Source organism: Enterobacter cloacae complex sp. 382A5 (assembly GCF_050031095.1).
GTDB classification, from domain to species: domain Bacteria; phylum Pseudomonadota; class Gammaproteobacteria; order Enterobacterales; family Enterobacteriaceae; genus Enterobacter; species Enterobacter cloacae.
The window spans coordinates 1,295,265-1,314,683 of record NZ_JBLGVK010000001.1 but is presented as its reverse complement, the minus strand read 5'-3'; the positions used below and the strand labels follow the sequence as shown (position 1 = coordinate 1,314,683).

At 54.7% G+C, this 19,419-nt stretch carries 16 protein-coding genes; 11 read left to right on the top strand and 5 right to left on the bottom strand.

Annotated elements, in window-relative coordinates; translation table 11 throughout:
- Positions 1 to 2 precede the first annotated feature (2 nt).
- From kdpB to potE, 7 genes are all read left to right on the top strand, one after another.
- The gene (kdpB, locus tag ACQG2G_RS06195; protein ID WP_057071714.1) at positions 3 to 2,051 is read left to right on the top strand and encodes a potassium-transporting ATPase subunit KdpB; all 2,049 of its coding nucleotides are present in this window, start codon (positions 3 to 5) and stop codon (positions 2,049 to 2,051) included.
- A 12-nt stretch (positions 2,052 to 2,063) separates the two neighbouring features.
- Positions 2,064 to 2,639: a potassium-transporting ATPase subunit KdpC gene (gene kdpC / locus ACQG2G_RS06190; RefSeq protein WP_038986108.1), complete on the top strand. Its 576-nt coding sequence runs from the start codon at positions 2,064 to 2,066 to the stop codon at positions 2,637 to 2,639.
- The gene (gene kdpD, locus ACQG2G_RS06185; RefSeq protein WP_061771579.1) at positions 2,640 to 5,327 is read left to right on the top strand and encodes a two-component system sensor histidine kinase KdpD; all 2,688 of its coding nucleotides are present in this window, start codon (positions 2,640 to 2,642) and stop codon (positions 5,325 to 5,327) included.
- The gene (gene kdpE / locus ACQG2G_RS06180) at positions 5,324 to 6,001 is read left to right on the top strand and encodes a two-component system response regulator KdpE (protein WP_013097557.1); all 678 of its coding nucleotides are present in this window, start codon (positions 5,324 to 5,326) and stop codon (positions 5,999 to 6,001) included. The genes kdpD and kdpE overlap by 4 nt, the downstream gene beginning before the upstream one ends.
- A 279-nt stretch (positions 6,002 to 6,280) precedes the next feature.
- Positions 6,281 to 6,385 (top strand): leader peptide SpeFL, encoded by a 105-nt coding sequence (gene speFL / locus ACQG2G_RS06175; RefSeq protein WP_003858645.1) that lies wholly within the window; start codon positions 6,281 to 6,283, stop codon positions 6,383 to 6,385.
- Between the two features lie 257 nt (positions 6,386 to 6,642).
- Entirely contained in the window at positions 6,643 to 8,841 is a 2,199-nt protein-coding gene (gene speF / locus ACQG2G_RS06170) for an ornithine decarboxylase SpeF (protein ID WP_029883013.1), read from the top strand.
- Positions 8,838 to 10,151 (top strand): putrescine-ornithine antiporter, encoded by a 1,314-nt coding sequence (gene potE, locus ACQG2G_RS06165; RefSeq protein ID WP_013097559.1) that lies wholly within the window; start codon positions 8,838 to 8,840, stop codon positions 10,149 to 10,151. Before speF ends, potE begins: the two co-directional genes overlap by 4 nt.
- A gap of 103 nt (positions 10,152 to 10,254) precedes the next feature.
- Here the strand turns inward: potE and pgm are convergent, their stop codons facing one another.
- Both pgm and seqA read right to left on the bottom strand, forming a co-directional pair.
- Positions 10,255 to 11,895, bottom strand: coding sequence for a phosphoglucomutase (alpha-D-glucose-1,6-bisphosphate-dependent) (gene pgm, locus ACQG2G_RS06160; RefSeq protein WP_013097560.1), 1,641 nt, complete (start codon positions 11,893 to 11,895; stop codon positions 10,255 to 10,257).
- Between the two features lie 24 nt (positions 11,896 to 11,919).
- Positions 11,920 to 12,468 (bottom strand): replication initiation negative regulator SeqA, encoded by a 549-nt coding sequence (seqA, locus tag ACQG2G_RS06155; protein ID WP_335251229.1) that lies wholly within the window; start codon positions 12,466 to 12,468, stop codon positions 11,920 to 11,922.
- A gap of 183 nt (positions 12,469 to 12,651) precedes the next feature.
- On the opposite strand from seqA, the gene ybfF reads away from it, so the two are divergent.
- The 4 genes from ybfF (at position 12,652) to fur (ending at position 15,264) form a co-directional block, all read left to right on the top strand.
- Positions 12,652 to 13,425, top strand: coding sequence for an esterase (gene ybfF, locus ACQG2G_RS06150; RefSeq protein WP_023621115.1), 774 nt, complete (start codon positions 12,652 to 12,654; stop codon positions 13,423 to 13,425).
- A gap of 128 nt (positions 13,426 to 13,553) precedes the next feature.
- Positions 13,554 to 13,841, top strand: a complete 288-nt coding sequence (ybfE, locus tag ACQG2G_RS06145; RefSeq protein WP_013097563.1) for a LexA regulated protein — start codon at positions 13,554 to 13,556, stop codon at positions 13,839 to 13,841.
- 155 nt (positions 13,842 to 13,996) lie between these two features.
- Positions 13,997 to 14,527, top strand: a complete 531-nt coding sequence (gene fldA / locus ACQG2G_RS06140; protein ID WP_008501067.1) for a flavodoxin FldA — start codon at positions 13,997 to 13,999, stop codon at positions 14,525 to 14,527.
- Positions 14,528 to 14,817: 290 nt separating this feature from the next.
- On the top strand, positions 14,818 to 15,264 hold the full coding sequence (fur, locus tag ACQG2G_RS06135) for a ferric iron uptake transcriptional regulator (protein WP_010428651.1): 447 nt from the start codon (positions 14,818 to 14,820) through the stop codon (positions 15,262 to 15,264).
- Positions 15,265 to 15,370: 106 nt separating this feature from the next.
- On the opposite strand, the gene chiQ is transcribed toward fur, so the two are convergent.
- From chiQ to glnS, 3 genes are all read right to left on the bottom strand, one after another.
- Entirely contained in the window at positions 15,371 to 15,700 is a 330-nt protein-coding gene (chiQ, locus tag ACQG2G_RS06130) for a ChiQ/YbfN family lipoprotein (protein ID WP_335251230.1), read from the bottom strand.
- Between the two features lie 44 nt (positions 15,701 to 15,744).
- The gene (chiP, locus tag ACQG2G_RS06125) at positions 15,745 to 17,142 is read right to left on the bottom strand and encodes a chitoporin ChiP (protein WP_038418907.1); all 1,398 of its coding nucleotides are present in this window, start codon (positions 17,140 to 17,142) and stop codon (positions 15,745 to 15,747) included.
- A 446-nt stretch (positions 17,143 to 17,588) separates the two neighbouring features.
- Positions 17,589 to 19,256 carry a glutamine--tRNA ligase gene (gene glnS / locus ACQG2G_RS06120; RefSeq protein WP_013097566.1) on the bottom strand — a complete coding sequence of 556 codons (1,668 nt, stop codon included), beginning with the start codon at positions 19,254 to 19,256 and terminating at the stop codon, positions 17,589 to 17,591.
- Positions 19,257 to 19,419 lie beyond the last annotated feature (163 nt).

The window sequence follows — 19,419 nt, the reverse complement described above, 5'->3', positions numbered from 1 at the left end:
TCATGAGTCGTAAACAACTGGCCCTGTTCGAACCGTCGTTAGTTCGTCAGGCCCTCATGGATGCGGTGAAAAAGCTGAGCCCGCGCGTACAGTGGCACAACCCGGTGATGTTTATCGTCTGGGCAGGCAGCGTGCTGACTACCGTCCTGGCGCTTGCCATGGGAACGGGTCACCTCCCGGGCAACGCCATGTTCACCGGAGCCATCAGCCTGTGGCTGTGGTTTACCGTGCTGTTTGCCAACTTTGCCGAGGCGCTGGCGGAAGGCCGCAGTAAAGCGCAGGCCAACAGCCTGAAAGGGGTAAAAAAGACCGCCTTCGCACGTAAATTACGTGAGCCAAAATACGGCGCGCAGATGGACCACGTGCCGGCAGATGAGCTGCGTAAAGGCGATGTGGTGCTGGTGGAAGCCGGTGACATCATCCCCTGTGATGGCGAAGTCATTGAAGGGGGCGCCTCGGTAGACGAGAGCGCCATTACCGGGGAATCCGCGCCGGTCATTCGTGAATCTGGCGGTGACTTCGCCTCGGTCACGGGCGGGACGCGTATTCTCTCCGACTGGCTGGTGATCCAGTGCAGCGTCAACCCGGGTGAAACCTTCCTCGACCGGATGATCGCCATGGTAGAAGGCGCGCAGCGTCGTAAAACACCCAACGAAATTGCCCTCACCATTCTGCTGGTGGCGCTGACCATCGTCTTCCTGTTGGCTACCGCCACGCTGTGGCCCTTCTCCAGCTACGCGGGCACCGCGGTCAGCATCACCGTGCTGGTGGCGCTGCTGGTCTGCCTGATCCCAACCACCATCGGCGGCCTGCTCTCCGCTATTGGTGTGGCGGGTATGAGCCGCATGCTGGGCGCGAACGTTATCGCCACCAGCGGACGCGCCGTAGAGGCCGCCGGTGACGTGGATGTGCTGCTGCTGGATAAAACCGGGACCATCACCCTCGGCAACCGCCAGGCCTCCGAGTTTTTACCTGCCCCGGGCGTGGATGAAAAAACGCTGGCCGATGCCGCCCAGCTCTCGTCTCTTGCCGATGAAACGCCGGAAGGCCGCAGCATCGTTATTCTGGCGAAACAGCGCTTTAATCTGCGCCAGCGTGATGTGCAGAGCCTGCACGCCACTTTTGTCCCCTTCACGGCACAAACCCGAATGAGCGGTATCAACATTCAGGAGCGCATGATCCGTAAAGGTTCCGTTGATGCCATTCGTCGCCACATTGAAGCCAACAACGGCCATTTTCCACCGGAAGTGGACAATCTGGTTGAGAGCGTTGCTCGCCAGGGGGCCACACCGCTGGTCGTAGCCGAAGGGGCGAATGTGCTGGGGGTGATTGCGCTGAAGGACATCGTCAAAGGCGGCATTAAAGAGCGTTTCGCCCAGTTGCGTAAAATGGGGATTAAAACGGTGATGATCACCGGGGATAACCGGCTGACTGCCGCCGCGATTGCCGCAGAAGCGGGCGTGGATGATTTCCTCTCGGAAGCCACACCGGAAGCCAAGCTGGCGTTGATCCGTCAGTACCAGGCGGAAGGTCGTCTGGTCGCGATGACCGGTGACGGCACCAACGACGCCCCTGCCCTCGCACAGGCCGACGTGGCGGTGGCGATGAACTCCGGTACCCAGGCGGCAAAAGAGGCGGGCAACATGGTCGACCTTGACTCTAACCCGACCAAGCTGATTGAAGTGGTGCATATCGGTAAACAGATGCTGATGACGCGCGGGTCATTGACCACGTTCAGTATCGCCAATGACGTGGCGAAGTATTTCGCCATTATTCCCGCGGCGTTCGCGGCCACCTATCCGCAGCTAAACGCGCTGAACGTGATGCATCTGCACTCCCCGTCTTCGGCCATTCTCAGTGCGGTGATTTTCAACGCCCTGATTATTGTCTTCCTGATCCCGCTGGCGCTGAAAGGGGTGAGCTATAAACCGCTGACGGCTGCTGCCATGCTGCGCCGTAACCTGTGGATTTACGGGCTGGGCGGGCTGCTGGTGCCCTTTATCGGGATTAAAGCTATCGACCTGCTGTTAACGCTGTTCGGGCTGGTTTAAAAGGTGAATCAAATGACGATGTTACGTCCCGCTATACTTCTGTTTATTCTGCTGTCTCTCATTACCGGTGGGCTTTACCCGCTGCTGACCACCGCGCTGGGCCAGTGGTGGTTCAAGGATCAGGCCAATGGCTCGCTGATCATACAGCAGGGTGAAAACCGCGGCTCCCGCCTGATTGGTCAAAACTTTACGGACGCCCGGTACTTTCAGGGACGCCCTTCCGCTACCGCCGATAGCCCGTATAATCCGATGGCATCCGGCGGGAGCAACCTGGCGGGCAGTAATCCTGAACTGAACAAAGCCATCGCTGAGCGTGTGGCGGCCCTGCGCAGCGCCAACCCGCAGGCCAGCCGGGAGATTCCAGTGGAACTGGTGACCGCCTCCGCCAGTGGGCTGGACTACAGCCTGACGCCTGAAGCGGTGGCCTGGCAGATACCGCGCGTCGCCGCTGCCCGTCATCTGAGCGTCGAGCAGGTCAGCCAGCTGGTGGCAGCGCACACGCAAAAGCCGCTGGTCAGTTTCATTGGCATGCCGGTAGTAAATATTGTTGAGCTGAATCTGGCGCTGGACGCGCTAAGGAATAACTAAATGACCGACGAGCCCTTGCGCCCGGATCCTGACAGGCTGCTGGAACAGACAGCTGAAGCCCATCGCGGCAAGCTGAAAATTTTCTTCGGTGCCTGCGCGGGCGTCGGGAAAACCTTCGCCATGCTGACAGAAGCTCAGCGGCTTCGGGCTCAGGGGCTCGATATTCTGATCGGCGTGGTGGAAACCCACGGCCGTAAAGAGACCGCGGCGTTGTTAAAGGGGCTGGCCACGCAGCCTCCTCGCCGTATCAGCCATCGTGGCAGGCTGGTGACGGAGTTTGATCTCGACGCCGCCCTCGCCCGCCGCCCCGCCCTTATTCTGATGGACGAACTGGCGCACAGCAATGCGCCAGGCTCGCGCCACCCCAAACGCTGGCAGGACGTAGAAGAGTTACTTGAAGCCGGGATTGACGTCTTCACTACGGTGAATGTTCAGCATCTTGAAAGCCTGAACGACGTGGTCAGCGGCGTGACCGGCATTCAGGTGCGCGAAACGGTGCCGGATCCGTTCTTTGACTCCGCTGATGAAGTGGTGCTGGTGGACCTGCCGCCAGACGATCTGCGCCAGCGCCTGCATGAAGGGAAAGTCTATATTGCAGGCCAGGCCGAACGCGCTATCGAACACTTCTTTCGTAAAGGCAACCTGATTGCCCTGCGCGAACTGGCCCTGCGCCGCACCGCCGATCGCGTGGATGACCAGATGCGTGCCTGGCGCGATCTGCAAGGACAGGAACGCGTCTGGCATACGCGGGATGCCATCCTGCTGTGCATTGGTCACAGTAGCGGCAATGAAAAGCTTGTCCGTACCGCCGCCCGGCTGGCTGCGAAATTTGGCAGCGTCTGGCACGCGGTGTATGTCGAAACACCGCAGCTTCACGCCCTGCCAGAAAACCAGCGTCGCGCGATCCTGAGTTCGCTGCGCCTGGCGCAGGAGCTGGGGGCGGAAACCGCGACCCTCTCCGATCCGCAGGAAGATAAAGCCATTCTGCGCTACGCGCGTGAGCACAACCTGGGCAAAATTGTCATTGGCCGTCGCCAGCACCGGCGCTGGTTTAGCCGCGAATCGTTTGCCGACAAGCTGGCCCGGCGTGCACCCGACCTGGATCTGGTGGTCGTGGCGCTGGACGACAAACCCACGCCGTTACCCAACCGTGCGCCAGACAGCCGCACGTTCACCGATAAATGGCGCATCCAGCTTCGCGGTTGCCTTGTCGCCGTCGTGCTTTGCGCCCTGATTACCTTTATTGCCAGCCAGTGGCTGATTGCGTTTGATGCCGCCAACCTGGTGATGATCTACCTGCTCGGCGTGGTGGTGGTGGCGCTCTTTTACGGGCGCTGGCCGTCAGTCCTGGCAACGGTGATTAACGTCATCAGCTTCGATCTCTTCTTTATCGACCCGCGCGGAACGCTTGCCGTCTCGGATGTACAGTACGTCCTCACGTTTGCCGTCATGCTCACCGTCGGGCTGGTGATCGGGAATCTGACAGCAGGCGTTCGCTATCAGGCGCGTATCGCCCGCTATCGTGAACAGCGCACCCGACATTTATACGAGATGTCTAAATCGCTGGCGGTGGGCCGCACGCCGCTGGATATCGTCCAGACCAGCGAGCAGTTTATCCGCTCGACATTTAACGCCAGCAACCTGATTTTACTCCCGGATGAGCACGGTAAGCTGCGCCCGCTGACGTCGGCCACGGGCATGACGCCGTGGGATGAGGCCATTGCACGCTGGAGCTTCGATAAAGGGTTACCGGCAGGCGCAGGGACAGACACCCTCCCCGGCGTGCCGTATCAGATCCTGCCGCTGCGCAGTGCAGATAAAAATCAGGGGCTGGTCATCGTCGAGCCTTCTAATCTGCGCCAGCTGATGATCCCTGAGCAGCAGAGGCTGCTCGAGACCTTTACGTTGCTGGTTGCCAGCGCCCTGGAGCGGCTGGCGCTGACGGCCAGCGAAGAACAGGCCCGGCTGGCAAGCGAGCGCGAAAGCATTCGCAACTCGCTGCTGGCAGCGCTCTCACACGATCTTCGCACGCCTCTCACCGTGCTGTTTGGCCAGTCGGAAATTCTGACCCTGGATCTGGCGGCGGAAGGTTCAAAACACGCCCTGCAGGCCAGCGAGATCCGCCAGCACGTGCTGAACACCACGCGACTGGTGAATAACCTGCTCGATATGGCGCGGATACAGTCTGGCGGGTTCAACCTCAAAAAAGAGTGGCTCACGCTTGAGGAAGTGGTAGGAAGCGCGCTGAAAATGCTGGAGCCCGGTCTCGGCGGACGGCATATCGCCCTGAACATGCCCGATCCCCTGACATTAATTCACGTTGATGGCCCGCTGTTTGAGCGGGTGTTAATTAATCTGCTGGAAAATGCGGGTAAATATGCCGGAGCACACGCGCAAATTGGGGTGAATGCTTCGGTGGAAGATCACACCCTGCGGCTCGACGTCTGGGACACTGGGCCCGGTATTCCTGCCGGGCAGGAAAAAGCGATATTCGAAAAATTCTCGCGGGGCAATAAAGAGTCTGCCATTCCGGGGGTTGGGCTGGGTCTGGCGATCTGCCAGGCCATTATTGACGTCCATGGCGGCACCATTTCGGCAGAGAACCGCCCGGAAGGAGGCGCACGTTTTTGTGTTACACTTCCTCTGGACATCCCGCCAGAACTTGATGAATTACCAGAGGATTTGTGATCAACGTCCTGATTGTAGAAGATGAACTCGCCATTAGCCGGTTTCTGCGCGCTGCGCTGGAAGGTGACGGTCTGCGCGTTCATGATGCCGGTACGCTCCAGCGCGGGTTGATTGAAGCCGCTACCCGCAAGCCGGACCTGGTGATCCTCGATCTCGGTTTGCCGGATGGCGACGGTATCGATTTTATTCGCGAGGTGCGCCAGTGGAGCCAGATGCCCATTCTGGTGCTCTCTGCACGCACCGAAGAGTCGGATAAAATCGCCGCGCTGGATGCCGGGGCGGACGACTATCTTATTAAACCTTTTGGGATTGGTGAGTTACAGGCTCGCCTTCGTGTGGCGCTGCGTCGCCACGGTGCCGCCACGCCTGCCGACCCAACGTATACTTTCGGTGATGTGCACGTTGATCTCGCTTCGCGACGTATTGTGCGCGGTGAAGAGGAGATCCATCTCACGCCGATAGAGTTCCGCCTGCTTGCGGTTTTGCTCAACAACCACGGTAAGGTGCTGACCCAACGTCAGCTGCTGGCTCAGGTGTGGGGACCCAACGCCGTGGAACATAGTCACTATTTACGCATATATATGGGCCACCTGCGCCAGAAACTTGAAACCGACCCCGCACGTCCTCGCCATTTATTAACTGAAACCGGTATCGGTTATCGGTTTATGCTTTGAATAACTATTCAATTTTATTTCCAATAAAAACAAACCCACCCACATAATTCCGTTTAAATAAGCCATAAGCGATAATTTTGGCTTATTTTCGCTCATTCAAAACAGAAACAACACAATCCGTTAACGCACCGCCAACAAATCAGTGTTTTGATCTGCGATATTCATCGAAAACGAATAATTATTTCTGATTTGATCGGTTAAGGGTGATCTGATTCACAGTTAATCGCTTTTTCCTGGATAAAATGACCATGCTTTCAATTACTGAAAGGAAAATGAAACATGGAAAACAATAATCGCTTGATGCCCCATATAAGGCGGACAACACATATCATGATGTTTGCCCACCGAAACTGCTTTGACTTCCATCTCTTTAATGCCCGGTAGTCCTTCGACTTCTGGCGCACCCGCTTGCAGGTTAACCTGAAAAAAACTCTATTTTACAGGCCGTTGCCTGTGAAGGCGTGCGTTCATTCAATTTAATTCAGACTTATCCGCAGCCGGGCGGACTGAATCTCATTCATTAAAAAGCAACTTACTGATTTTTTATCAGCGGCCACACTTTGCTTTTATTTCCGGACATTATCGATTTCTTTCTTGCGAGAAATCGAGGGACGAATATTGCCTTAAATAAAGAGAGAAAGATGAAAAGTTTAAAAATTGCAGCCAGCCGTGCATGCCCTGATTGCTTTACCACTCACCGTGAACTGGTAGATGTCAGCACCTCTGATTATATTGACGTCGCCGCCATTGTTCTGGCCGTGAGCGATATTTCCAGTGGCACTCTGGAAGAAATAGAAGCTACCGGGTTTGGTATTCCCGTATTTATTGCGACACATAAAGAAGAGTTCATTCCGGCTGAATATTTATCGCGCATCCACGGTGTGTTTGAGTGTTCAGAGACCAGTAACGACTTTTACGGACGTCAACTGGAAGCGGCCGCGCAGAAGTACGAAACCCAGCTACGCCCCCCGTTTTTCCGCGCACTGGTCGACTACGTGAATCAGGGCAACAGCGCATTCGATTGTCCGGGGCATCAGGGTGGGCAATTTTTCCGCCGTCATCCTGCCGGTAATCAATTTGTCGATTTCTTCGGCGAAACGCTTTTCCGCTCCGATCTGTGCAACGCCGACGTGGCCATGGGGGATCTGCTGATTCATGAAGGCGCGCCGTGCATTGCCCAGCAACACGCGGCGAAAGTGTTTAATGCGGATAAAACCTACTTTGTGCTGAACGGTACCTCATCATCCAACAAAGTGGTGCTAAACGCCCTGCTCACCCCCGGCGACCTGGTGCTGTTCGATCGTAATAACCATAAATCCAACCACCACGGAGCCCTGCTTCAGGCGGGTGCCACGCCGGTCTATCTGGAAACGGCGCGCAACCCGTACGGCTTTATTGGTGGCATTGATGCCCACTGCTTTGAGGAGAGCTACCTGCGCGAGCTGGTATCGGAAGTGGCGCCGGGTCGTGCGCGTGACGAACGTCCGTTCCGTCTGGCGGTGATCCAGCTGGGCACCTACGATGGCACCATTTATAACGCCCGGCAGGTCGTCGATAAAATTGGTCACCTGTGCGACTACATCCTGTTTGATTCTGCCTGGGTGGGCTACGAGCAATTTATTCCGATGATGGCCGACTGCTCTCCGCTGCTGCTGGAGCTGAACGAAAACGATCCGGGGATTCTGGTTACGCAGTCAGTCCATAAACAGCAGGCGGGTTTTTCGCAGACCTCGCAAATTCACAAGAAAGACCGCCATATTAAAGGCCAACCGCGCTATGTACCGCACAAGCGCCTGAATAACGCCTTTATGATGCACGCCTCCACCAGCCCGTTCTACCCCCTGTTTGCCGCACTGGATATCAACGCCCGCATGCACGAGGGGCAGAGTGGCCGCAATATGTGGATGGACTGCGTGGTTACCGGCATTGAAGCACGCAAGCTGATCCTGGAGAACTGCCAGTTTATTCGCCCGTTCGTGCCGGAGCTGGTAGATGGCCGTCCGTGGGAAAGCTGGGACACGGCTGAAATTGCCACCGACCTGCGCTTCTTCCACTTTGTGCCGGGTGAAAACTGGCACGCTTTTGAAGGGTATGCCGAGCATCAATACTTTATCGACCCGTGCAAACTGCTGTTGACCACGCCGGGCATCAACGCCCGTACCGGCGAGTATGAGGATTTCGGCGTGCCCGCCACCATCCTGGCTAACTTCCTGCGTGAAAACAGCATCGTGCCGGAGAAATGCGATCTCAACTCGATCCTGTTCCTGCTGACCCCTGCGGAAGATATGGGCAAGCTGCAGCAGCTGGTGGCGCAGCTGGTGCGTTTCGAAAAACTGCTTCAGACCGATGCGCCATTAAAAGAGGTGCTTCCGTCTATCTGTAAGCAATACCCGGAACGCTACGCCGGTTATACCCTGCGCCAGATATGCCAGGAGATGCATGAACTGTACGCCCGCCATAACGTGAAACAGCTGCAAAAAGAGATGTTCCGCAAGTCTCACTTCCCTCGCGTGATGATGAACCCGCAGGACGCAAACTATGCGTATCTGCGTGGTGAGGTTGAACTGGTCTCGCTGCGTGATGCGGAAGGCCGTATTGCCGCCGAAGGCGCCCTGCCTTACCCACCAGGCGTGCTGTGCGTGGTTCCGGGTGAAGTCTGGGGAGGCTCCGTCCTGCGCTACTTTGCCGCGCTGGAAGAGGGTATCAACCTTTTACCGGGCTTCGCACCGGAACTGCAGGGTGTGTACGTCGAGGAGTGTGACGGACGCAAACAGGTTCGCTGTAACGTCATCAAACAACCCGCCGCTCAGCCCGCGCTGCTGAAAGGAGAAAAATTATGAGTAAGTCCAACAAGATGGGCGTGGTGCAGCTGACCATCCTCACCATGGTCAACATGATGGGGTCAGGGATTATTATGCTGCCCACCAAACTTGCCGAGGTGGGTACCATTTCGATTATCTCCTGGCTGGTAACCGCGGTCGGCTCCATGGCGCTGGCATGGGCATTTGCCAAATGCGGAATGTTCAGCCGTAAGTCAGGCGGGATGGGCGGCTACGCCGAATACGCCTTCGGCAAATCTGGCAACTTTATGGCTAACTACACCTATGGCGTGTCGCTGCTGATCGCCAACGTGGCGATTGCCATCTCCGCCGTGGGTTACGGTACGGAGCTGTTTGGTGCCACGCTCAGCCCGGTGCAAATTGGGCTGGCGACCATCGGCGTACTGTGGATCTGCACCGTGGCCAACTTTGGCGGCGCGCGCATCACCGGCCAGCTGAGTAGCATCACCGTCTGGGGCGTGATTATCCCGGTTGTGGGGCTGTGCATCATCGGCTGGTTCTGGTTCAGTCCGACCCTGTACGCGAACTCCTGGAACCCGCACCATGTGCCGTTCTTTTCCGCTGTGGGGTCCTCTATCGCCATGACGTTATGGGCCTTCCTCGGTCTGGAATCTGCCTGTGCTAATGCGGAAGTGGTAGAGAACCCGGAAAAGAACGTCCCGATTGCCGTTCTTGGCGGAACGTTGGGCGCGGCGGTGATCTATATCGTCTCCACTAACGTTATTGCCGGTATCGTACCGAACATGGATTTGGCTAACTCCACGGCGCCGTTTGGGCTGGCCTTCGCGCAGATGTTCACCCCGGAAGTCGGGAAAGTGATCATGGGGCTGATGGTCATGTCCTGTTGCGGTTCACTCCTCGGCTGGCAGTTCACCATTGCGCAGGTGTTTAAATCTTCGGCTGACGAAGGTTACTTCCCGAAAATCTTCTCCCGCGTGACCAAAGCCGATGCGCCGGTGCAGGGCATGCTGGCCATTGTCATCTTCCAGAGCGGATTGTCGCTGATGACCATTAGCCCGTCGCTGAACAGCCAGTTCAACGTGCTGGTCAACCTGGCGGTGGTGACAAATATCATTCCATATATTCTGTCGATGGCGGCGCTGGTGATCATTCAGAAGGTGGCGAAAGTCGATCCCCGTAAAGCACGGGCGGCCAATATTGTGGCACTGATTGGGGCGATTTACAGCTTCTATGCGCTCTACTCATCCGGCCAGGAGGCGATGCTTTATGGTGCGATGGTGACCTTTATGGGCTGGACGCTGTACGGGCTGGTCTCACCGCGGTTTGAATTGAAGAATAAACATAGTTAGGTAAAAGCAAAACGGCAACCCAAGGGTTGCCGTTTTTCGTGTTTTCACCCTCTCCCTGTGGGAGAGGGCCGGGGTGAGGGCATCAGCCCGCACCAAACACCACTTACGCGTTTTTCAGCACTTCGCTGACAATCTCTACCGCTTCTTTCTCAATCTGCTGGCGATGCTCAGCGCCGAGGAAGCTTTCACAATAGATTTTGTACGCATCTTCCGTACCGGATGGACGCGCGGCGAACCAGCCATTTTCGGTCATCACCTTCAGCCCCCCGATAGAGGCACCGTTACCCGGCGCTGCCGTCAGACGGGCCGTGATGGGATCACCGGCCAGCGTGCTGGCACTGACCATCTCCGGAGAGAGTTTAGACAGGGCTGCTTTCTGTGCGGAGGTCGCGCTTGCCTGGATACGGTTGTAGCTCGGTGCACCAAAGCGCGCCGCCAGCTCGTCGTAGTGTTCCTGCGGGTTCTTGCCGGTGACCGCGGTGATCTCCGCCGCCAGCAGACACATGATGATACCGTCTTTGTCGGTTGACCATGGTGTGCCGTCGAAACGCAGGAAGGATGCCCCTGCGCTCTCTTCACCACCAAAGCCGAAGCTGCCGTCATGCAGACCGTCAACAAACCATTTAAAACCCACCGGCACTTCCACCAGCTTGCGACCCAGCGCGTCGACCACGCGGTCGATCATCGCAGAGGAGACCAGCGTTTTACCAACAGCCACCTCTTTGCCCCACTGTGGACGATGCTGGAACAAGTAGTTGATTGCCACAGCCAGGTAGTGGTTAGGGTTCATCAGACCGGCCGGGGTAACGATACCGTGGCGGTCATAATCCGGGTCGTTGGCGAAGGCCAGATCGAATTTGTCACGCAGTGCCAGCAGGCCTGCCATCGCGCACTCGGAGGAGCAGTCCATACGGATCGCGCCGTCTTTATCAAGGTGCATAAAGCGGAAGGTCTGATCGACGTGATCGTTAACGATGGTCAGATCCAGCTTGTAATGCTCTGCAATGCGTTTCCAGTATTCAATACCAGAGCCGCCCAGCGGATCCACACCCAGCTTCAGGCCGGCTTTCTGGATAGCCGCCATATCGACGATATCCGCCAGCCCCTCCACGAACGGCTGCACCAGATCCTGCTCTTTCACGTGGCCGGACGCCATGGCCGCATCCAGAGAAATACGCTTAACGCCTTTCAGACCATCGGCCAGTAAGGCGTTGGCGCGGTCTTCCACCACTTTGGTGACGTTGGTATCTGCCGGGCCACCGTTAGGTGGGTTGTATTTGATACCACCGTCTTCCGGCGGGTTGTGAGAAGGCGTGATAACGATACCGTCAGCCTGTGGGCCACCTTTTTTGTTGTGCACAAGGATAGCGTTAGAGACGGCAGGCGTTGGGGTGAAACCGTTATTTTCCTGCACAATTACATCAACGCCGTTCGCCGCCAGAACTTCCAGCACGGAAATGAATGCCGGTTCAGACAGGGCGTGAGTATCTTTCCCCACGTAGCACGGACCGGTAACACCGTTTTTGGCGCGCTCTTCCGCGATGGCCTGAGCAATGGCCAGAATGTGCGGTTCGTTAAAGCTATGGCGTGCCGCGCTACCGCGATGGCCTGATGTCCCAAACTTCACTGCGTGTTCTGCGTTGCCCACGACCGGTTTCAGCACATAATACTGCGCGGTCAGCTGAGCGACGTTAATCAAATCGCTTTGTTGTGCAGGTTGGCCTGCACGGCTGTGATTTGCCATTACCGGGTCCTTCTGATGCAAGGGTTAAATTGTACCGCAAACCTTTTCAATCAATTCCGCCGGGAGCTGCATGGACTGCATGATGTGTTCAACCATGCTGCACTTGCGGCCCGTATTGGTATTGGTGATGACCCAGTACGGTGTGCCAGGGACATGTTTAGGTTTGGTCTGGTTGCCATTTTGCAGCAGCGTCTGCTCGTCGCCCGCGAAATAGACGCGCGTGCGACCGTGCAGCGACTCAGTCGCTTCAGCAAACGCCTTGTTATCCAGTGAATAAAGTGTAGACAGCACCAGCATGAAGCGGTTGACCGCTTTTTTCTGCTCTGCATATTCATCAGACAGCAGCAGCTCGCGCATCGCACGTACTTTGTCTTTCACCTGCACGACGGCAGGTTTTGCTTGTGCAACAACACTCGGCTGAGACACGACATCTTTAGTGGCTGGGGTAGCAGACGGTGAGGCGGCGGAAATTTTAAGCATACGCCGTAAAATGTCGGACGCGCTCTCCCCGATATGCCGCGTTTGGCTGGCAATAAACTGATAGAGTTCGTCATCAACTTCGATTGTTTTCATCTTAATCCAGTGCGATATCTTATCTGAATACAAGTCGTTGAGATTATAAAGTCAAATCCCAACAGCGGATAGCGTCAAACCAGGTTGGCGGCAAAAGTCAGATTAAACTGGAACCTTGCAGCCGGGCGGCAGAATGGTCAACATAATACCCTAACCTGTCACACCTAAAAAAAGAACTTTGCCATGAAATTGAATACCCGAGCGCAATCTGCACAATCGCCGAACACGAATCCTCCCATCGTACTGGTTCACGGGCTGTTTGGCAGCCTGGATAACCTGGGCGTGCTGGCGCGCGATCTGGTTACCGATCACGATATTTTGCAGGTGGATATGCGAAATCATGGCCTTTCCGGGCGTTCAGAAGAGATGACCTATGCGGCCATGGCGCAGGATCTGCTGGATACGCTGGATGCCAACAATCTCGAGAAAGTGACGTTGATCGGGCATTCAATGGGCGGCAAAGCGGTCATGGCACTGACGGCTCTGGCACCAGAAAGAATAAGTGGCCTGGTGGTCATAGATGTCGCCCCGGTGGATTACCACGTGCGTCGCCATGATGAGATTTTCGCCGCCATCAACGCGGTGACCAACGCTGGCGTCTCGACGCGCCAACAGGCAGCTGTCGTTATGCGTGAGCATCTGGATGAAGAAGGGGTTATCCAGTTTCTGCTGAAATCGTTCGTTGACGGCCAGTGGCGGTTCAACGTGCCGGTGCTGTGGGAGCAGTACGATAACATCGTTGGTTGGGAAACCGTTCCGGCATGGCCGCACCCTACCCTCTTCATTCGTGGCGGCAATTCGCCCTACGTTACCGACGCCTGTCGCGATACCCTGCTGGCGCAATTCCCGCAGGCACGCGCTCATGTCATAGCTGGCGCCGGACATTGGGTTCATGCGGAAAAACCAGACGCCGTCTTACGCGCCATTCGCCGCTATCTGACTGATACGGCAAATTGATTAAAAAGAGAGCGACTGGAAGGCTGCGGGCTTCCAGTCGTTGGCGTGCCGTTTTTGGTGATGTATGATGGCGCGCTTATCGCCCAGGCATTAGCAGGGCGGCGTGTTTCCCCCGAAGTCTCAGAATCATGGCCAAAGAACAAACGGACCGTACGACACTAGATCTGTTCGCGAATGAGCGTCGACCGGGACGACCAAAAACGAATCCGCTTTCGCGCGACGAACAGCTGCGTATTAATAAACGCAACCAGCTTAAACGCGATAAAAATCGTGGGCTTAAGCGTGTCGAACTGAAGCTCAACGCCGACGCTGTCGATGCGCTAAACGAACTGGCTGACGCACGTAATATCAGCCGCAGCGAGCTGATCGAAGAGATGTTACTCACCCAACTCGAGACCATGCGCAGTAAGGCATAAGTCCGAAAAATCCCTTTATTACCCTTTTCATGTAGCACAGAGTGCAGTCCTGCGCGATAGCTGTTTCCGCAGGGTTGCCTGTTCTGCTATTATTGCCTTTATCCGTGGACAAATTGCGCCACCATACCATTAAGTATCAAGAGGTTATTTTACTCATGGCAATTATCGGCATTTTCTTCGGCAGTGATACCGGCAATACCGAAAATATCGCAAAAAACATTCAAAAACAGCTCGGTAAAGACGTTGCCGATGTGCACGACATCGCCAAGAGCAGCAAAGAAGATCTCGAAGGCTATGACATCCTGCTGCTGGGTATTCCGACCTGGTATTACGGTGAAGCCCAGTGTGACTGGGATGATTTCTTCCCAACGCTGGAAGAGGTGGATTTCAACGGCAAGCTGGTTGCCCTGTTTGGCTGCGGCGACCAGGAAGACTATGCAGAGTACTTCTGTGATGCGCTGGGCACCATCCGCGACATTATTGAGCCAAACGGTGCCGTTATTGTAGGTCACTGGCCTACTGCTGGTTACCACTTCGAAGCGTCTAAAGGTCTGGCAGACGACGATCACTTCGTGGGTCTGGCGATTGACGAAGACCGTCAGCCAGAACTGACCGCCGAGCGCGTTGAAAAATGGGTTAAGCAGATCCGTGAAGAGCTGCACCTGGACGATATTCTCAACGCCTGATGATTCTTGCGGCGCAACGGTGGTTGCGCCCATAAACCAGGTCAAACCGATTAAATTAATTGCTACAATCTTTTAACTTTTTCGCCCAGACCTGTACAATGACCCCCTGATAAAACGTGGCTTTCACAATGCAAGTTTGTTGGTGATACCACGTTTTTATAAGCATACTTTACCTGAGACTTGCAGTTTTCATTTAGCCATGGCAGTTCTATAATGAGACGCATTATCCCGGGTGCAATTTCTGTCACTTCCTACAGAAGTGAATCGTTTAGCAACAGGACAGATTCCGCATGACTGACAACAATACCGCATTAAAGAAGGCTGGCCTGAAAGTTACGCTTCCTCGGTTAAAAATCCTTGAAGTGCTTCAGGGTCCAGACAATCACCATGTCAGTGCGGAAGACCTTTATAAGCGTCTTATCGACATGGGCGAAGAGATTGGGCTGGCAACCGTCTATCGTGTGCTGAACCAGTTTGATGACGCGGGCATTGTCACTCGTCATAATTTCGAAGGCGGTAAATCTGTATTCGAACTGACTCAACAGCATCACCACGATCACCTGATCTGCCTGGATTGCGGCAAGGTCATTGAATTCAGCGATGATTCCATTGAATCTCGCCAGCGTGAAATCGCCGCACGTCACGGTATCCGCCTGACGAACCACAGCCTGTACCTGTATGGTCATTGCGCTGAAGGCGATTGCCGCGAAGACGATCACGCGCACGACGCGAAATAAACACGTTTCATACTCTGAGCCAGCCGCAAGGTTGGCTTTTTTTTGCCTGCTGTCTGGCAAAAAAAAAGCCCGGCAGCGCAGCGCTACCGGGCATGATAACAGCGGGTTAAAGGCTGTTGTTGCTGCGAATCTCTTTCCAGATCTGATCGCAACGCTTCGCGACTTCCTGATCGTTACCGGTTTTACGCGCCTGGATACAGGCCTGATAATCCATTACACGAATATTCTCCTGGGTTGCGAACTGTTCATGCGCTTTCTCTTTTTTCAGCACATTCAGCACGCTCTGACAGGCTTCGATCTTCTCCGGCGAACCTTCCGCCGTATTGATACACGCGCTGTAGGCTTCTTTCAGACGGGAGTCCTCTTTCGAGGCCTGATTCTGCGCACAAGCCACCAGTCCCGATGCCAGCAACGCGACGATTACAATCTTTTTCATATGTAGTCTCCGGTCCGGCGGGAATTACCCCGCCGGACGAGTCATCAGAAGATGGTGAACGGTGCGATAACCATGAATTTCACGTCGCGTTCATCCTGGAAGATGTTGCCGTAACCGCCCGCGTAGCTCGGGATATCGGAGTGGTTGTCGTATTGTGTAAAGTGCAGTTTGAACATGGTCCCTTTGGCGCGACCATCCTGCAGGGTGTAGATCGCATCCAGGCTGTAAGCGGATTCTTTGAGACGATAGTTTGGATCGTAGTATGCGTCTGGCGTTGCCATATCAGCAGGCTTCGCATCCCATGCGTAGGCGTAAGATGCCCCCACCGCCCAGCCTGGCAGGTTCCAGTTTTTCAGATCATACATTGCGCCGAAGAAGACTGCTTTTTCGCCATCGGCGTTGAAGTCGGAACGGTTATCCCACCAGATATCCAGACGACCGTTTGAAGAGGCATAGGTTGGGGTCATACGCTGCAGGAAGTAGCCCTGCTGCCCTTCCGCTTTTACCCACGTTCCTTCAAGACGCAAATCTACCTGACCGACTTTGTAGCCGAAGGTCAGCGCCTGCAACCACGCCGTGCCGTCATAAATATCATTCACGCCACCATCACTGACTTTATCTCGCGTACCGTAGAACTGGTAGCTGGTACTCAGCGGGCTACCCGCGATGTCAAATTTATAACTGGCCTTAGCAAAATACTGATCGATATAACCTTCCGCCTGACCAAATGCCGCTTCAAGCACTAAATCATTTTTAAAGTCGTACTTCGCGCCCAGCGAGTGAAGATAATCTACTTTGGTCTTTTTATCGTTCTGGTAGAACTTGTCCATTTCGATATGCCACGGCGCTTTATACTCGTTGGTCCACATATACGAGAAGCTCAACGCACCTGCGTCACCGTAATCAAAATTGGCGCCCGCTTCTGCCCCCTGATAGGTACCTGGCATAAAGCTCCAGTGCGGTGCTAACAGGGTTTGACCGGTTGGCTGAATATAACCACCGCGCGCCCATACCGGGCCGTATTTAAATTTCGCGGCAGCTTTATACAGGCTGATACCGCTTTTATCTCCGGACCAGTCTTCTTTATACGCTTTATTACTGGAGGAGAAGGCTATTTCGTTCGGGTGGCCGCTGTCACCATTTTCCGCCATTTCAATTGCCGTGAAGGCGGCAATATCCAGGCCGAACATATCGGCAGCGTAACCAGACTGGAAATCCAGATTGGCGTTCCAGGTAGAGTGAGAAAGGTTCGTTTTATATTTATCTTCCGTGACATCTTTACGGTCACGTTCACGCTGCCAGTAATAAATACCGCCCGTGAGGGTTGAATCATCGATGAAGCCTGCTGCTTTAGCGTCTGGCGTCACCACCAGGCCTGACATTGCTGTCACACCGGCAATAGCCAGCGCCAGCGCACTACGTTTGCCACTGAACGTACGCATAGATTATTCCTCTTTGACGAATTAAAACGCCTAAAACGGCGAAAAATATAAAAGACCTGATGGTCAGGGGTAGTCGGAAATACCCTCGAATAACTACCGTCTTTAGGTTATTTTTCGCGACGCGAATTATCAATGCTTTTCGGTGGCTAAAACTCAGGATTATGACGAAGAGCACATAATTGGTAGTGCTTTGTAACATTTAACGGGATGCCAGAACTGGCGGGGGAAAAGGCCGATTTTCAATAAGTAACGCGTTAAATGATATTCTTTTTACGGTGCATCAGACAATTGGAAGGGGATAAACTTTTTTTAAAAAAAATAAGTAGCACCACATTGACCTGTTATTTTAATAAACGCTATTTGGCTACCGCTTTAAAAGCATGATCACTCTATAAAAAAACGCCGCATTACGCGGCGTTTGTTTCTCATTGACCAGCGCGGCGTTATTATTCGCCGATCTTCGTCCAGGTATCACGCAGACCAACCGTACGGTTAAATACCGGTTTTTCAGCGGTGCTGTGACGGCTGTCCAGGCAGAAGTAACCTTCACGTTCAAACTGGAACGCTTTACCCGCCTCAGCCGCTTTCAGGGATGGCTCAGCGTAACCCTGTTTGATGACCAGCGATTCCGGGTTGATGGTCGCCAGGAAGTCTTCTGCTGCGCCTGGGTTAGGCACGCTGAACAGACGATCGTACAGACGAATCTCTACCGGCAGCGCGTGTGATGCACTGACCCAGTGGATCACGCCTTTCACCTTACGACCGTCCGCTGGATCTTTGCTCAGAGTCTCGGCATCGTAAGTGCAGAAGATCGTGGTGATGTTGCCTTCAGCATCTTTCTCTACGCGCTCAGCCTTGATCACATAGGCGTTACGCAGACGCACCTCTTTACCGAGCACCAGTCGCTTGTACTGTTTGTTCGCTTCTTCGCGGAAGTCAGCACGATCGATCCAGATTTCACCACTGAACGGTACGTCACGGCTGCCCATCTCCGGTTTGTTCGGATGGTTAGGCATCGAGACCATTTCGCTCGCACCCTGCGGATAGTTTTCGATAACCAGTTTTACCGGGTCGATAACGGCCATCGCGCGCGGCGCGTTTTCGTTCAGATCTTCACGAATGCAGGATTCCAGAGACGCCATCTCAATGGTGTTATCCTGCTTGGTCACGCCAATGCGTTTGCAGAACTCACGGATTGACGCCGCGGTGTAGCCACGACGGCGTAGACCAGAGATGGTCGGCATACGTGGGTCGTCCCAGCCTTCAACGTGCTTATCGGTCACCAGCAGGTTCAGCTTACGCTTGGACATCACGGTGTATTCCAGATTCAGACGAGAGAACTCGTACTGACGCGGATGCACCGGAATCGTGATGTTATCCAGCACCCAGTCGTACAGACGACGGTTGTCCTGGAATTCCAGCGTACACAGCGAGTGGGTGATGCCTTCCAGCGCATCGCTGATGCAGTGGGTGAAGTCGTACATCGGGTAGATGCACCACTTGTTACCGGTCTGGTGATGTTCAGCGAATTTAATGCGGTACAGCACCGGGTCGCGCATCACGATAAACGGTGATGCCATATCGATTTTGGCACGCAGGCACGCTTTACCTTCCTCGAAGCCACCAGCACGCATTTTTTCAAACAGCGCCAGGTTCTCTTCCACGCTGCGATCGCGGAACGGGCTGTTTTTACCCGGTGCCGTCAGCGTGCCGCGGTATTCACGGATTTCATCCGCAGAGAGCTCGTCAACATAGGCCAGACCTTTATTGATCAGCTCAACGGCATAGGCATACAGCTGATCGAAATAGTCAGAGGAGTAGCAGATATCGCCAGACCAGTTGAAGCCCAGCCATTGCACGTCGTTCTTAATGGACTCAACGTATTCGATGTCTTCTTTTACTGGGTTGGTGTCATCGAAACGCAGGTTGCACTGCCCCTGGTAATCCTGTGCGATACCAAAGTTCAGGCAGATCGATTTGGCGTGACCAATGTGCAGGTAGCCATTTGGCTCCGGCGGGAAACGCGTATGCACCGTGGTGTGCTTACCACTGGCCAGATCTTCATCGATGATCTGACGAATAAAGTTACTCGGGCGGGCTTCTGCCTCACTCATCGTGGATTCCTCAAAGCGTAAACAACGTATAACGGCATATGATCTTATAAGCCGGACGTAGTGACAACCCTTAAAACGTCCCGGAAGAAAATAATGGGGGCATTTGCTGCAAAAAAAAGCGGCGGAGGATCTCCCCCGCCGCTTAAGGCATGACTCTACTCAG